Genomic DNA, 15,378 nt, shown 5'->3' on the forward strand with positions numbered 1-15,378 from the left:
GATTAAATGTGCTGAATGTTCGTAAGAAACAGTTCCAATAACCTTTTCAATTCTGCTTGCCGACCGACAAAGGTGTTGTAATCCCTGGCTGGTAAATTTTGGTAGATGGTCTTTGGCGACTGAGTATTAGTGAGTAATTTTTGCGTAATTTCCGTAAGTTTGGAAGTCTCTGGTTGTTCGTCGATCTCCTGCAAATCGGCAATTTCCTGCCAGTCCATCCCTATTGCCTGACAAATGGCAATGAAGGTATCTCTTTTGATCAACATTCCCCGCCAAAACCGTTTCAAGCTGGCTGGTGCAATCTCCCCTACCTTGCACCATTCCGCCTCAGCTTTTGCCCAACCGCGTTTGCGTCTGGCGCGATCGACCATTTCCAACCCTTCTTTAGAAGCTCTCAGTGTAACCGCCATGCTTAGTTTCTCATTAATTATTCAGTTTCTACGCAAAAATGTTGACATCCAACCTTACGTAATATTATCCTGTAATTGCTCAGTTCTTGGCAAAGTGCATAGAAATTGAGCCTAAATTACTTATGTCCCCATTGTAACGCCTGACTAATATATCAGGTCAGTCGAAGCATGAGTCAGTTATTGTTCAGTCTTTTTAGGTTGAAAAGTTTCTCCCATGAATCACGGAAAAGTTAGAAATCTCGTAGCTGCTGCTATCACTTACGGTTTCATTTCTGTTACTGGACAAGTAGCTTCAGCTGGCACTTTACACAACGGTTGGAATTATGTTAGCGATCCCAATTATGACAGTCTTGCCGGAGATGGTCGTGGTGGAATTATTGCGGGTGGTACTATCTATGAAATTTATGGCATGGCAATTAAAGATGATGTAGATAGTGACAGTATTTGGGTAGCAATTAATTCTAATTTACCGATCGCTGGAAGGAATACTGGCCCATTTGATAGTGGCTTTCCTATTAGCAATGGCAACATTGGTTGGGGAGATTTATTATTTGATTTCTCCGGTTTAGGTAACTTTAAAGCTGCTAATGATGCGAGTAGTTTATTTGGGATTCGTTTCGCTGCTGGTAACGATTCAAAAGTATCTAGGACAGGTGTTTATAGCAATGTAAAAGCTGTCAGCGTAGTGGCACAAAACGGTGGTTGGTCAAATTTTTACAATCATAATATAAACGGAGTGCTTCCGCGCACAAATAGAAATGCAGCAACGGGTGAATTAGCTTGGAACGATCGCTACTATTCTCCCTATACTTCTCTTGGGGATTGGGATCTGCCACAAACATTAATTCCTAACGTTATTGCTTCGGGAACTAAAATTGGTGACATTACTCTTTTAAATAGTTCTCAGCTAAGTGCTGCGGGATTTAGTCCAGCTTTTCTTCCTGCTGTTGGTAGTCAAACTTTTGGTTTCAAGTTTGCTAAATCCTTACTTCCTCAAGCTGATTATCTTGCTACTTTAATTTTGGAATGTAACAATGATGCGATCGCCATTAAAGGCACTACCAAAGTAATCAAAGCACCAGAAAAAGTTCCTGAACCATCTACTATTTTAAGTTTAGGAATCATGGCTTTAGTTTTTGGCACTAACCGCTTAGGTAAGCAGTTCAAAGTTAGCTAATATTCAACTGCTGTTCATTTTCATGCCAATCAATCTCCTTTGGGTAAACCAAATGAGATAGCTGCTAATTTAGCTCTATTTTATTTGGTTTTTTCTTTAGATTTCTGTTTTTTATGGAGAAATTTCACCAATGAATAAAGTATTTGGAAAAGGCGCTTTAGCAACTAATTTTATGCAACATGAACCAATTGTTTTTGATGTCAGTCGGTTGCGCGATGATGAACGTTTAGAATTTAAATATGACCATAATAATCAACTTATTGCTGTACAAAAAATTAAACTTTCCCTTCTTAAAGAACCGATAGAAGGTTTAGCGGAAACTGATATTTCAGCTGGAGGTTCAGGACGAATTTTTTATCAGGGAAGTTCTTGGAAAGCGCGATCGGAAGCCGATGTTCCTATTATCGCTGGTCAAATTGTTTTAGTAAAAGCGCGATATGAATTAACTCTGTTTGTCGTACCAGCATATTCACTTTAATTTGCGCTAACCTTAACAAAGATCGTAGAGACTTTGTATATTAAAAGACGTTGTATACAACGTCTCTACAATTTGTAGCAAACATTTAAACTTCAGGATCGTTTTTTCGTAAAGGGTTGGAAAACTTGTTAAAGTATCTCAACCATTTTGGTGTATTACGATTTTCTAAACGCCCTAAACTTTCCACTGCTAAGGTAAAATTTGGTTGAATTTGAATGGCTTTTTTATAAGCACGAATTGCCGCTTCGTAATCTGCTAATTGTTCTAGGATTTTACCTTTACTATACCAAGCTTCATGATATCTATCTTTCATTTCTGTGGCTTTTTGATAGGCTTTAAGTGCTGCTTCATAGTTAGATAAACTTTCCCATACTTGCGCTTTTCCATACCAAGCTTCGTGACAACCAACTTTTTTCATGTTAGTAGCATCTTCATAAGCTGTTAAAGCTACTGAAAATTGTTGTAATTTAGCTTGAGCATCACCAATCCCACATTTAGCTTCGTAGTATTCTGGCTGAATTTGTAAGGCTGTTTCGTAAGCTTTTATCGCCATTTCATACTTTTCTAAAGCATACCAAGCCATCCCCTTAGCATACCAAGCTTCGGCAAAATCTATCTTAGTTTGTATAGCCTTTTCATAGTTACTAATTGCTGCTTCATACTGATTCAATTTCATTAATACATTACCGATTTCGTAGTAAGAGTTATAGTACTTGGGATGAATTTTGATTGCTTCTTCAAAAGATGCGATCGCTTCCTGGTATTTTCCCGATTTAAATAACGCTTTTCCCTTTTGATGCCAAGCTCGATAAAACTCTGGCATTTTTTTTAAAATTTGCTCGTAGGAGGCGATCGCTTCCTCAAACTTCTTCTTAAAACATAAAGTATTACCTATTCCTAACCAACCATCTGATAACTTTTTCCAAGCTCTTAATGCTTCTGTTGCTGATTCATAACGATTTTGCCAGTCAGGAGATATCATTTTATCTAAAACATCTGCCATTTCGGGAATAATTTCGGGAACTTTTTCCTGCCAAAGATTGCGCCAATTAAACTCATTTTTACCATCACTAATCTGTTGCTGAATCAATCTCGACGGTAATCCCGTTAACCCTTGAATTCCCATCATTCCTACAGCATAAACATCGCTGCTTAACTTATGATTTCCTTGTTTTTGTTCCGGTGCAACATAACCCGAATTACTCGTTTCCCAGATAGATTGAGCAGAATTAGTTATACTATTAATCTGTTTAATCATACCAAAATCAATTAAAACTAATTTCTCATCTGTTTCTCTTCTCAATAAATGCTGACTACTCAGATTCCCATGAATTATATTTTCTTTATGTAAAATTGCTAAAACTTCCAAAACTTCTCGCAACAATTCATAAACTTTTCCCATCAATAAAGTTTGACCAACTACTAACTCTTTTGCTAAACTATTGCCAGGAATAAACTCTAAAATTAAATAAAACTCGTAATTAACTTCAAAATGATTTAAAAGTGTGGGGATTTGGTCGTTTTTTCCTAGATTATATAAGTTCTGTACTTGAGTTTTAAATATCTCTCTCGCTGTTTGCAAAACTAGCTTTTCAGTGTTTTTCAGCTGAAATCTTTTAACAACACAAAACGGTTTATTCTTTGTATCCTCATCTCTTGCTAAATAAGTTTTACCAAACATTCCACTTCCCAACGATCGAATAATTTCATATCTACCCATTAACCTGGAATTAGGAGTAATATTTTTCGGAGGTTGCTGCGGTTTTTCTGATGGTGGATAGGGGGATTTCTTAATTAATTCAGGTGGGTTTGGTGGTAGTGGTAAGGTAGTTTTTTTAGTTAACTCTGACGGTTTTACTGGCGGTGGTAACTCTTCTAATTTGGGAATTGGTACATTATTTAAAGCTGTTAATGCTTCGGTTGCTGACTGGTAGCGATCGCGAAAATAAGAACGCACCATTTTTTCTAACACAACTTCTAGCGCTTTACTAATTTTTACCTGCTGCTTCCAGAGAATTTCTGATGTCTCAGGATCTTCTTCTAATTGATGAACTGGTAATCCAGTAAGTGCTTGAATTCCTATCATTCCCACAGCATAAATATCGCTGCATAATTTAGGACTACCACCAGCTTGTTCGTTCGGCATATAACCCGGAGTACCCACCGTCATAGTACTTTTTATACTCCGAGGTGATGCACCTAAATTGTCTTTAACCGCACCAAAATCAATTAATACTAATTTATTATCTAACTTACGTCTAATTAAATTTTTAGGATTGACATCCCGATGAATAATTCCCTGTTGATGGACAAATTCCAAAATTTCTAGTACTTCTTTTAACAAATTAATTACTTGAAGTTCACTCCAACATTCTCCCTCTTTAATTTCTTGTTTTAAAGGATTTCCCTGAATATACTCTTGGACTAAATAGAATTCTTCATCTATTTCAAAGTGCTCATATAATAGGGGAATTTGTGGATGTGTACCCAACTTTTTCAACGCTTCCGCTTCCCGTTCAAATCGCATTCTTGCTTTCTCTAAAACTTCTGGTTCATTAGAAGGAAGCATGATTTTTTTCACAACACAAGGCGAGGTTTGAGGTTGCCATTGATCTTTAGCAAGAAAAGTTTCACCAAATCCTCCCCTACCTAATTCCTTGTATAAAAAGTAGCGCCCCCGAATAAGTTCCCCAATCATTACATCTATCCAGAAGTTGCTAAAATTTCTATATCTTGTAAAGCTTCTACTGCCGAAAGGTAGCGTTGACGGCAGTCGTTATGTACCATTTTGTCTAAAATATTGGCTAATGCTGGTCTAATTTTGGCTTGATTTCTCCAGATTATTCTCCCTGTATTTGGATCTTCTTGAAAATTGATTGGATGGACTCCTGTAAGCATTTGAATTCCCATGATTCCTAGAGCATAAATATCGCTACAAAGTCTGGGTTTACCGTTAGCTTGTTCGTCAGGTATGTATCCGGGAGTACCTACAGCAACAGTTAGCTGTGTTTGTCCTTGAGCGTCAACTTGACACACATCTTTTACTGCACCAAAATCAATTAATACTAATTTACGATCGCTGTGGCGACGAATTATATTTTTAGGGTTAATATCACGATGAACTATTTTATTTTGATGCACAAATACTAAAATTTCCAGAACTTCTCGCATTAAGGAAATGACTTGCGTCTCTGGCAAGCTTTTCCCTTCTTGAATGATTTGATTTAGCTCTAATCCATCAATAAATTCCTGAACTAAGTAAAAGTATTGTTTTTCCTCAAAATAAGCAAATAGAAAGGGAATTTGGGGATGTTCTCCCAAACGGTAAAGTACTTGTGCCTCTCGTTCAAATAATTGTTTAGCCTTGTCGCAATAACGGAATAATAATTTCTTGACCACACATTTAGGATAACCAGGAAGATGCCGATCTTCGGCTAAATATGTTTCGCCAAATCCGCCTTTGCCTAATAATTTAACTATTTGGTAACGTCCACCAATTATATTTTCAGCTTTAACCATCACAATCACTGAATCATTTTTATATATTTACGGTAATTAATTTAGCTTTATAAATTGAGTTGTTTTCCTCTTAATTTGTTAACAATTAGTTTTTGACAAGCGAGGTGATTAATGAACATATTTTTGAGTCAGCTTGTGTATTTTACGTAACAAAATTTCCCAAGCTGAGTTAAATTTGTCCGGTAGCGATCGCCTTAAATACGCCGATATACCTACCTATAAAACAGTGTGGCATAGAATTTCTCACAATACCAGTCCCAAGGAAGACGCGGCGGTGCGGGTATTTGGGGATGCTGGGATAAGGGGACAAAGGAAAGAGGATACTATTGAGCAAAATTCTTCCAACGTAACTCCTTTTACCTGGATTTGGTAGCTCAGGATTTAAAAATTACCTTAATTTCGAGAAAAATTCAAAATAAATTTACAAAACATTTTCGGCTATTTCAGAGCATTTTAGAGTGATAACGATTTAAATAAATAATTTTAAGTTTTTAACGCTCTTGTAATCAAAGTTTATCTTTTTTACTGGGTTTATTTCTGATTTACTGCGATTTACGCCCTTGTTTAATCAAAGCAGAAAAAAATTTTTTGTTTAGATATGTTGAGAATGTTAATTTTGCGCTACGATTCAAGTACTGACCTAGATGCGATCGCGCAGGACGCAGGCTACTCCAAAAAGTATGCCCGAGCGCCTGTGGGCTGAATCAGCTTGCTCATTGTAGTAGCCTGTGAAAAGGAACGACCTATCGCTCCGTTGTCGATCGCATCCCAAGCATAAAGACCAGAGTTTGCCAAAACAAAAGTCGGAATGCTTATGCGACAAACGAACGAACCTTCCCAACTCGCTAAATGCCTTACACAATGGGCCAACAGCCAACGATTGCAATTACTCATCTAGGATGTGAAAAAAACCGCATCGATACCGAACATATACTGGGACTGTTAGTACAAGCAGGATACCAAGTTGACAGCAACGAAGAATTAGCAGACTACGTGATTGTTAATACGTGCAGCTTTATCCAAGCAGCACGGGAAGAATCCGTGCGTACCATTGCTGAATTGGTGGAGACTGGCAAAAAGGTAGTAATCACCGGGTGCATGGCGCAACACTTCCAAAACGAGCTACTTACGGGATTCCAAAAACAGGAAAACCAAACAGGGGAAGCAGTAGCCGTTGTCGGTACTGGTGATTATCACAAGATTGTCAATGTAATTCAGCAAGTACAGCAAGGAGAAAAAGTTACCGAAATTTCCCAAGCGCCGACTTTTATCGCTGATGAAAATATTCCCCGTTACCGCACCACACCAGAAGCAGTAGCATATTTGCGGATAGCCGAAGGGTGTGATTACCGCTGCGCGTTTTGTATTATCCCCCATTTAAGAGGGGAGCAGCGATCGCGTACAATAGAATCGATCGTCGCCGAAGCCAAGCGACTAGTTACCGAAGGCGTAAAAGAAATTATCCTGATTTCCCAAATTACCACTAACTACGGATTGGACATTTACGGAAAACCAATGTTAGCAGAACTACTGCGAGCTTTGGGAGAAGTAGAAATACCTTGGATTCGCGTCCATTACGCCTATCCTACCGGATTAACGCCAGAGGTAATTAAAGCCTTTCAGGAAACACCAAACGTCTTACCGTATCTAGACCTTCCCTTACAACATTCTCATCCCGAAGTTTTGAGGGCCATGAATCGTCCTTGGCAAGGGCGAGTAAATGACGCAATCATTGATAGAATTAAAGAGGCGCTGCCACAGGCCATCTTACGGACAACATTTATCGTTGGGTTTCCAGGAGAAAGGTCGGAACATTTCCAGCACCTAGTACAATTTGTTCAGCGCCACGAGTTCGATCATGTAGGTGTATTCACCTTCTCTCCAGAAGAAGGAACCCCAGCGTATAGTTTGCCGAATCAATTACCCCAATCTGTGATGGATGAGCGTCGGGACATCCTGATGCGAATTCAACAACCGATTTCTCAGAAAAAGAATCAGCAATCAATCGGGAAAATAGTAGATGTATTAATTGAGCAGGAAAACCCCGCAACAGGGGAATTAATCGGTCGCTCACCTAGATTTTCGCCAGAAGTCGATGGATTAGTCTACGTCACGGGTAACGCCGCACTGGGTTCTATTGTCCCGGTGAAAATTACAGACGCAGATATATACGACCTCTATGGATACAGGACTAGCTAATAGCTATAGCTAATGGCTAACAATCAGGACTAGTGGTAACTAGCCATTAGTTCTTAGCGAAAAAACACCTATCAACTTAAACAACTTATCAAAGTAAAAGCAAATTCATGACTATAACTTTCAAAAACTTAGGTCTTTCAGAAACTCGCGTCCAACATTTAGAAAAATTGGGTCTGGTAACTCCAACTACAATTCAAGCTCAAGCAATTCCACATTTATTAGCTGGGCGCGATGTGGTAGGACAATCTCAGACGGGAACTGGTAAAACAGCTGCTTTTTCTTTACCGATTTTGGAAAGAATTGACCTGAGTCAAAAAGCAGTACAAGCACTTATTTTGACTCCTACCCGCGAATTAGCATTACAAGTGGGAAATGCGATTCGTGATTTTAGTGGTGCTACTAGCGAACTTCCCTCTAAGGAAGCGAGGAATTTGTGGGTATTGCCAGTATATGGTGGTCAAGCAATTGAACGGCAAATCCGTCGTTTGCAACAAGGGGTGCAAATTGTGGTGGGAACACCCGGACGGGTAATTGATTTGTTGGAACGGGGAGATTTGAAACTGAACCAAGTTAGCTGGTTAGTATTGGATGAAGCTGACGAAATGTTGAGCATGGGCTTTATTGATGATGTGGAAAAAATCCTCAAGCAAGTACCTGCCGAACGGCAAACAGCTTTCTTCTCTGCTACCATGCCACCAATGATTCGCGAGTTGATTACTAAGTTTTTGCGATCGCCAATCACTGTTACAGTAGAACAACCCAAAGCTGCACCGAAGCAAATCAACCAAGTAGCTTACATGGTGCCCCCAGGATGGACAAAAGCTAAGGCACTCCTACCAATTTTGGAAATGGAAGACCCCGAATCTGCTTTAATCTTTGTTCGGACTAGGAAAGCTGCGGCTGAACTGACTAACCAATTACAAGCAGCTGGTCATAGTGTAGATGAATATCACGGCGACCTCAACCAACAAGCAAGGGAACGTCTTTTACTCCGCTTCCGTCAGCGTCAAGTTCGTTGGGTAGTAGCAACTGATATTGCTGCTAGAGGTTTAGATGTGGATCATCTGACTCATGTGATTAACTATGACTTACCCGATAGTGTGGAAAGTTACGTTCACCGCATTGGTCGGACAGGTCGTGCGGGTCGGGAAGGAACAGCGATTTCTTTGATTCAATCTTTGGATCGGCGGAAATTGCGGTTAATTGAACGGCACGTTAGACAAAATTTGAAGATTGCTTCAGTTCCTACTCGTTCTCAAATTGAATCACGTCACTTGGAAAAATTGCAAGACCGAGTGCGGGAAGCATTGGCGGGGGAACGGATGGCTTCTTTCTTGCCAATTGTGGCTAAACTGAGTGAAGAGTATGAGGTGCATACGATCGCAGCAGCAGCGCTACAAATGGCTTACGATCAAACTCGTCCCGCTTGGATGAAGTCAGAAAATTACAGCGCTGAAGATGAAGCTGCAATTAATGGTAAACCCAAACCTCTCCTGAAGCGGAGCAAACCTGCTGCACCAGCAAAAGTAGAACTCGAAAGCAAGAAATAACTCAGAAATGTATGTTGTTGCGCTTTAGCGCTCTTTGCGCTAAAGCGCAACAACGTGCCTGAATCCCAGACCCAAATCTGGAATAAAAAAAAGCCTGCAAAAGCAGGTTTTTTTGTGTTATTAACTCAGTAGATCTAAAAAGTTACTATCTGCTACCAAATCCGGCTCGAATACTCCTGCTATTCTTTAGTCCAGAGGGACGAGAGTTTGTGTACTGGGGATTTCGATCGCCTTTTGATACACCAAGGGGATAGCTCACCCGGATTTGGTATTCATGAAATCACCTGACTAACCCGTAACAATGGTACTAGGGATTAGATTGGCGACGTTAAATGATTTGCTACCAATTCTTAAAGTTTCAAACTCGGTGACGTTCATAGTGATACCGCCAGATGTAAAGGTGACAAACGTATCAACACCAACGGTTGCAGAACCAACGGTATAACTTCCTGTTGGTAATTCCACGATGTCTGTACCGCCTCCACCAGAGAAATTGCCAGTGCCAAAACCCCGGAGACGGTCTTGGTCAGTGCCGAAAATGATATTACCCGTGCCAGTAATGGTTCCTACTGTCCCAGCGGATGTTAAGGCAGCGACCGTATTGTTACCATTACCGAGATTGATGGTGCCGTCGTTATAGATGCCGACGGTTCCTCTGCCAGTCAGAACGTCTGTACCACCTCCAGTTTGGATGGTGCTACCGAACTCATTACGGATGCCAGTCCCTGTAGTTCCAGTTGCAGTACCAGTGATGGTATCAGCGCCATCGCCAGTGACGATCGTGGAAATTGCGTTGTTGATACCACTGTTACCGCCCGTTCCAGAAATTGTGTTAGTACCAGTTCCGACTTGGATGGTGCTGCCAAATCGGTTCAGGATGCCATCAACAGATCCGCTTCCGGTGATTTTCTTATTATCATTGCCAGCCTCGATTTTGGCTTGCCCGTCGTTGATGATACCGTAGAATCCACCGCCTGTTACACTGCCAGTGATGGTGTCGTTACCATTTCCGGTTCGGATAATAGCAGCATTACCAGCATTTCTGATCCCATTGCCATTCCCAGTGATGGTGTCTCTGCCATCACCAGTCTCGATGATGCCTTCGTTATTGATACCAATGAACCCACCCGTGCCAGTGATGGTATCTCTGGCTTCAGCATTACTGCCTGTTCTGATAATGGCACCACGACTGTTATTGATGCCAATGTCCCCAGCAATGCCAGTGATAGTGTCACTGCCAAGACCAGTTTCAATGGTACCTCGGTTGAATATTCCGTAATAGTTGGGTGTACCAAAGATGGCAGAGAAGGTATTAGTTGCAGTTCCAGAGATGGTATTCGCGCCATTGCCTAACTTGAGGATGGAACCAGCGCCAGTTTTGAGACCAAAATTCTCACCAGTTGCCGAAAGGGATTCATTGCCATCGACAGTTTGGAAAGTGCCATCGTTATTGATACCAGTATCTGCACCAATGGCAGTCACGCTCAACCTGCCAGTACCTGTTTTCTGGAGGGTGGCACCAGTAAAAATGTTGAGTCCGATAGACCCACCACTTCCTTGGAGGGAGTCGCCGCCACTCCGAGTATCTGCGACAGTTCCACTGAGGACAATAAAGCCCCCATTCGCATCGAGAACGGTGTTAGCTCCGTCACTCCACAAACCATTTGCAAGTCCAGTCCAACCTGTGTTTGTTAAGGTGGTCGTCATAGAAAATAGCTCCAAAATATTTCAAAAAGTTGAATTAAACTCCGGCAATAGAATTGAATTTGAGTTACAGACATGGTTCTTGGTTATTTTGCATACCTGCGATCGGCAATACCAAGTCTAGGGAATTAACAGATACTCATGACAAGCTGCGATCGCCAGCAATGCTGACGATTTTTGAGTTTTTATGAGTAATCGGTCGAACTGATAACCGATATTTTGCTTTAAATGTCCAGAATACCTACTGTCTAACTTTTAACTAAATTTCTTTTGCAGAAAAATTAGCAGCATATTCGTTTTCAGTAAGTACCTCTACTATTATTATTTAGCAGCGGTTAATATGCAATAATACGGAGAATATTTATGAAGAATTTATGAATTTACGTCTAAGTATAAATTTACTGTAAATATAATCTCTCGATCGTTGATTTGGTTACTATAATCACAGACAATAAAGATTTAACTTTTATCAAAATTACGGCAGTTTTATAGAATGTAAGGGTGTTTAGTTTTTTTCAGCTGCCTTCTGCCTTCAATCAATATCTGAGTGTTGTAACCAATAAGTGAAAAACAGGCAAATAGCTGGACAAAAAAGCTCTTCAATTTTATAAAATACAAGTCCAACAGTAAGCTAGATTTTGAGTGTTTACTAGAATACAAATCAGAGGTGGCATAGCTGGTTTATAAAAATTTATAATTCTTGAAAAAATTAGTTATTAGTTATACATCAATTATACTTAACTAAATTCACACTAAAAGTTAGATTTAATTGCTATAAACAATATATTCAGATATTACTCAGCTAGGAACCATGAGAAAAAAATTACCATAATTGTTAATAGCAACCAAGTGGGAATGTGAAATAAATCGAGGAGACTTGAAGGAATGAATATTAAAACCTGAGTGAAAAAAGCACCACTAATCATTAAAACTATAACTAACATAGCTACAGGCATAGCATTTACCATCTCACTAAAGACAAGTTCAATTATAGCAACGTAACCACATTATTCTGTAAGTCTGATAATTACTTATGTTACTAGGAATTAATTTTAAAGCAAACCCCCGAAAAGTCGGCAAATTAATCTTCATTTATTCCTTTTTATCAAGTTTGTGGTTTTCATCGACTTCACAATTGTTCAATTTGCTAGTAAAAAACAGTTTGGCTTTAAGATACTTACACATATTGGCAGATTGGACTTTTGTAGTTTTTACTGCTTGGTTACTTTACTACTCAACTAGTCGTTTGCAGCGACAATTGCAACAAAGTAAACAAGAGTACTATAACTTATTTAATCATACGATCGAAGGAATTTATCAAGTATTGCCTTCAGGTGATTATATCAATGCTAATCTGGCTTTAGCAGAAATTTATGGGTATACTCATCCTGAAGAAGTAATTGCTAATTGTAGTTGGCAAATTTTGAATGTTGACTATCAAAAACGGGAAAAATTTATCGATAAATTATATAATAATGGTACTGTTTATGGAGAAGTGTTTGAAATTTACCGCCGGGATAGAACCGTTATTTGTGTAGTAGAAAATGCCTGTGCTGTTCGAGATAATTTTGGAAAAGTATTGTACTATCAAGGCACAGTTCAAGAGATAAATAATCATAATAATTCAGTAGAAGGAGAAGAAGAATTATCAGAAGACAGTAGTACTATATTGACGGCTATAGTTGAAGGTATGACTGATGCTGTGTTTGTAAAAAATCATCAGGGAAGATATTTGATGATTAATGAACCAGGTGCTAGATTCTTGGGAAAATCGGTTAATCAAGTAATAAATGCTTATGATTGGGAATTGTTTCCTAGAGAAGTGGCGCAGCAAATTCGGGAGAGCGATCGCTTAGTATTAACAACAGGAGAAACAGTAACTTATGAGCAAAATATTACTATCTTAAACCAAAATAATTTACCTGAATCCCGAATTTTTCTGGTTAGTAAAAGTGTCTACCATAACTCTGAAGGTAACACTTTGGGTTTACTTTATATTGCTAGAGATATTACTGATTATAAACAGGTAGAAGAAGAAAAAAGCCAACTATTAGAACAACTCAAAAAAGATATTGAAGATTTAGCAGCACTGGCTGAAGCAACAACTAATGTACCGAGTACGATAGATTTGAAACAATTATTAGATATATTGTTACAGCAAATAGTGGAGGTTTTATCAGCAGACACAGCAGTAATTTTGTTAAAAGAAAACGGTTATTTGCGCTTTACAAATGGAGTAGGTGTTCATCCAGAAATTAGTATTTATTATGAAGTGCCTGTTGGTGAAGGATTTGCAGGTACTATTGCCAAATCTATGGAACCACTTTATGTTAAAGATACAATAAATAAGCCTACTATAGAAGTATTGAATGCAACTTCGTTGACATTCATTCTAGAGCAGGGGATTCGGACAATGTTGGGTGTACCACTCAAACGTAACGGTAATTGTATTGGCGTGATTCATTTAGGGTGGTGCCAAATTCATCCGTATAATGAACGAGAACTACATCTTTTAGAGATTACAGCTGAGCGTTGTGCAATGGCGATCGTCAATACCGAACTTTACGAACAGACTCAAAGATTGCAGAAATTAAGACAACTACAAATTGAGCGAATGCCGATCGGATTTATCCTTACCGATCCTGACTTTCATTTCTTAGATTGGAACCCAGCTGCGGAAACAATTTTTGGTTTTACTAAAGAAGAAATTTTGGGAAGACATATATTTACCATTGTTCCCGAATCAGCTAAAACTAATTTTGGTATCGTTTTACTGCAGTTAAGTCAAGGAGATATGACTGCTCATAGCATTAATGAAAATATTACTAAAGCCGGAAAAACTATTATTTGTGAATGGCAGAATACTCCACTTCAGGAAACTGATGGGACAATTTATGGTCATTTGTTCATGGTGCAAGATATCACCGAGTTAAGGAAAGCGCAGGAAGAAAGATTGCGCTATGCTTTTTATGATGCGTTGACTGGACTACCAAATAGAGCTTGGTTTTTAGAACATTTAGGTAAGATTTTACAACGAGAAACGAAGGATTCTCAGGAGATTACTCGATCGCATCCAAATTTTGCTGTGCTTTTTCTCAACTTAGAACGCTTTGAAATTGTGAAATCTAGCTTGGGACATTTAATAGCAGATCGACTGCTAATTGCTACGGCGCGACAGTTAGAAAATTGTTTGCGTCCAGCAGATAAAATTGCTTATTTAGGTAGAGATGAGTTTGCAATTTTATTAGAAGATATTTCGGATGCTAATGTAGCTAAGGAAATAGCTAACCGAATTTATCAACAGTTAAGCTTGCCTTTTAATTTGGATGGGCATGAAATATTTTCTAGTGCTAGTATTGGGATTGCGATTAGTAAAGATTTATGCAATTCACCTGATTATCAGCGTCCAGAAGACTTTTTGCGAGCAGCAGATACAGCGATGTACGGTGCGAAAGGTGGTAGGACTCCAGTGGTATTTGAGGCAAATATGTATACTCATGCTTTGTCTCGGTTGCAGTTGGATACTGATTTAAGAAGGGCGATCGCACTAATCGCAAAATCAGATAATCAATCCCAAGAATTTGAATTATATTATCAACCAATTTTCTGTTTAAAAACTGATGAAATTAGGGGTTTTGAAGCTTTAATTCGGTGGAATCATCCAACTAAAGGATTAGTTTCACCAGCAAAGTTTATTCCAGTTGCAGAAGAAAGTAGATTAATTATTCCGATCGGACAATGGGTACTAAAAACAGCTTGTCAACAGTTGCGAATTTGGCAACGGCAATTTCAGCGCAGTTTAACGATGAGTGTTAATCTTTCCGGGATTCAATTAGAACAAGCTAATTTGACTGCACAAATTGAAGGGATTTTAGGAGAAGTTTGGATTGCACCTAACACTTTGAAGTTGGAAATTACCGAAAGTGCGATTATGAAAAATACTGAAACTGTCCCAGCTTTATTAGATAAAATTAAACAAAATAAAGTGCTTTTTGCTATTGATGATTTCGGGACTGGTTATTCATCTTTGAGTTATTTGCATCGGTTTCCAATTGATACTTTAAAGATCGATCGCTCTTTCGTCAGTAGCATAAGTTCCGACTCAGAAAACCTAGAAATTGTCCGCTTAATTGTTACTTTGGCTCACACTTTAGGAATGGATGTCACCGCCGAAGGAGTAGAAAATATTGAGCAAATAGCTTTATTGAAAAGTTTAGGATGTGAGTACGGACAAGGTTATTTCTTCTCTAAACCATTAAATGCAAAAACTGCTACAGAATTGTTAGAAAAAAATTTTAGAGTCCAAATTTAAATCCCCAACTTCTCGGAAAGGTCGGGGAT

The 15,378-nt window shown here is 38.9% G+C and carries 11 protein-coding genes; 7 read left to right on the forward strand and 4 right to left on the reverse strand.

What is annotated here, in order from left to right; all coding sequences use genetic code 11:
- Positions 1-2 precede the first annotated feature (2 nt).
- A complete protein-coding gene (locus tag ACE1CA_RS00250) occupies positions 3-410 on the reverse strand; it encodes a hypothetical protein (RefSeq protein ID WP_486517597.1) in 408 nt (135 codons plus the stop codon).
- 214 nt (positions 411-624) lie between these two features.
- Between ACE1CA_RS00250 and ACE1CA_RS00255 the strand changes: the two genes are divergently transcribed.
- Positions 625-1,587: an XDD3 family exosortase-dependent surface protein gene (locus tag ACE1CA_RS00255; protein ID WP_413276931.1), complete on the forward strand. Its 963-nt coding sequence runs from the start codon at positions 625-627 to the stop codon at positions 1,585-1,587.
- A 130-nt stretch (positions 1,588-1,717) separates the two neighbouring features.
- A complete protein-coding gene (locus tag ACE1CA_RS00260; RefSeq protein WP_413276932.1) occupies positions 1,718-2,065 on the forward strand; it encodes an NfeD family protein in 348 nt (115 codons plus the stop codon).
- Positions 2,066-2,150: 85 nt separating this feature from the next.
- On the opposite strand, the gene ACE1CA_RS00265 is transcribed toward ACE1CA_RS00260, so the two are convergent.
- Positions 2,151-4,763, reverse strand: a complete 2,613-nt coding sequence (locus tag ACE1CA_RS00265) for a protein kinase domain-containing protein (RefSeq protein WP_413276933.1) — start codon at positions 4,761-4,763, stop codon at positions 2,151-2,153.
- A gap of 5 nt (positions 4,764-4,768) precedes the next feature.
- Entirely contained in the window at positions 4,769-5,584 is an 816-nt protein-coding gene (locus ACE1CA_RS00270; protein WP_413276934.1) for a protein kinase domain-containing protein, read from the reverse strand.
- A gap of 133 nt (positions 5,585-5,717) precedes the next feature.
- On the opposite strand from ACE1CA_RS00270, the gene ACE1CA_RS00275 reads away from it, so the two are divergent.
- From ACE1CA_RS00275 to ACE1CA_RS00285, 3 genes are all read left to right on the forward strand, one after another.
- A complete protein-coding gene (locus ACE1CA_RS00275; RefSeq protein WP_413276935.1) occupies positions 5,718-5,957 on the forward strand; it encodes a hypothetical protein in 240 nt (79 codons plus the stop codon).
- Positions 5,958-6,445: 488 nt separating this feature from the next.
- A complete protein-coding gene (gene rimO / locus ACE1CA_RS00280) occupies positions 6,446-7,783 on the forward strand; it encodes a 30S ribosomal protein S12 methylthiotransferase RimO (protein WP_413276936.1) in 1,338 nt (445 codons plus the stop codon).
- Positions 7,784-7,890: 107 nt separating this feature from the next.
- Complete coding sequence (locus ACE1CA_RS00285; RefSeq protein WP_413276937.1) at positions 7,891-9,333, forward strand: DEAD/DEAH box helicase; 1,443 nt, start codon at positions 7,891-7,893, stop codon at positions 9,331-9,333.
- A gap of 288 nt (positions 9,334-9,621) precedes the next feature.
- On the opposite strand, the gene ACE1CA_RS00290 is transcribed toward ACE1CA_RS00285, so the two are convergent.
- Positions 9,622-11,040 carry a beta strand repeat-containing protein gene (locus ACE1CA_RS00290; protein WP_413276938.1) on the reverse strand — a complete coding sequence of 473 codons (1,419 nt, stop codon included), beginning with the start codon at positions 11,038-11,040 and terminating at the stop codon, positions 9,622-9,624.
- A gap of 59 nt (positions 11,041-11,099) precedes the next feature.
- Between ACE1CA_RS00290 and ACE1CA_RS00295 the strand changes: the two genes are divergently transcribed.
- Both ACE1CA_RS00295 and ACE1CA_RS00300 read left to right on the forward strand, forming a co-directional pair.
- Complete coding sequence (locus ACE1CA_RS00295) at positions 11,100-11,228, forward strand: hypothetical protein (protein WP_486517598.1); 129 nt, start codon at positions 11,100-11,102, stop codon at positions 11,226-11,228.
- Positions 11,229-12,199: 971 nt separating this feature from the next.
- Positions 12,200-15,349 carry an EAL domain-containing protein gene (locus tag ACE1CA_RS00300; RefSeq protein ID WP_413276940.1) on the forward strand — a complete coding sequence of 1,050 codons (3,150 nt, stop codon included), beginning with the start codon at positions 12,200-12,202 and terminating at the stop codon, positions 15,347-15,349.
- The last annotated feature ends 29 nt before the right edge of the window (positions 15,350-15,378 follow it).

This window comes from Floridaenema evergladense BLCC-F167 (genome assembly GCF_041929205.2).
Classification (GTDB): Bacteria; Cyanobacteriota; Cyanobacteriia; order Cyanobacteriales; family Aerosakkonemataceae; genus Floridanema; species Floridanema evergladense.

Coding starts and splice junctions, on each gene's coding strand:
- ACE1CA_RS00250 (WP_486517597.1), bottom strand. CDS start 410: ATGGCGGTTACACTGAGAGCTTCTAAAGAAGGGTTGGAAATGGTCGAT.
- ACE1CA_RS00255 (WP_413276931.1), top strand. CDS start 625: ATGAATCACGGAAAAGTTAGAAATCTCGTAGCTGCTGCTATCACTTAC.
- ACE1CA_RS00260 (WP_413276932.1), top strand. CDS start 1,718: ATGAATAAAGTATTTGGAAAAGGCGCTTTAGCAACTAATTTTATGCAA.
- ACE1CA_RS00265 (WP_413276933.1), bottom strand. CDS start 4,763: ATGATTGGGGAACTTATTCGGGGGCGCTACTTTTTATACAAGGAATTA.
- ACE1CA_RS00270 (WP_413276934.1), bottom strand. CDS start 5,584: ATGGTTAAAGCTGAAAATATAATTGGTGGACGTTACCAAATAGTTAAA.
- rimO (WP_413276936.1), top strand. CDS start 6,446: ATGGGCCAACAGCCAACGATTGCAATTACTCATCTAGGATGTGAAAAA.
- ACE1CA_RS00285 (WP_413276937.1), top strand. CDS start 7,891: ATGACTATAACTTTCAAAAACTTAGGTCTTTCAGAAACTCGCGTCCAA.
- ACE1CA_RS00290 (WP_413276938.1), bottom strand. CDS start 11,040: ATGACGACCACCTTAACAAACACAGGTTGGACTGGACTTGCAAATGGT.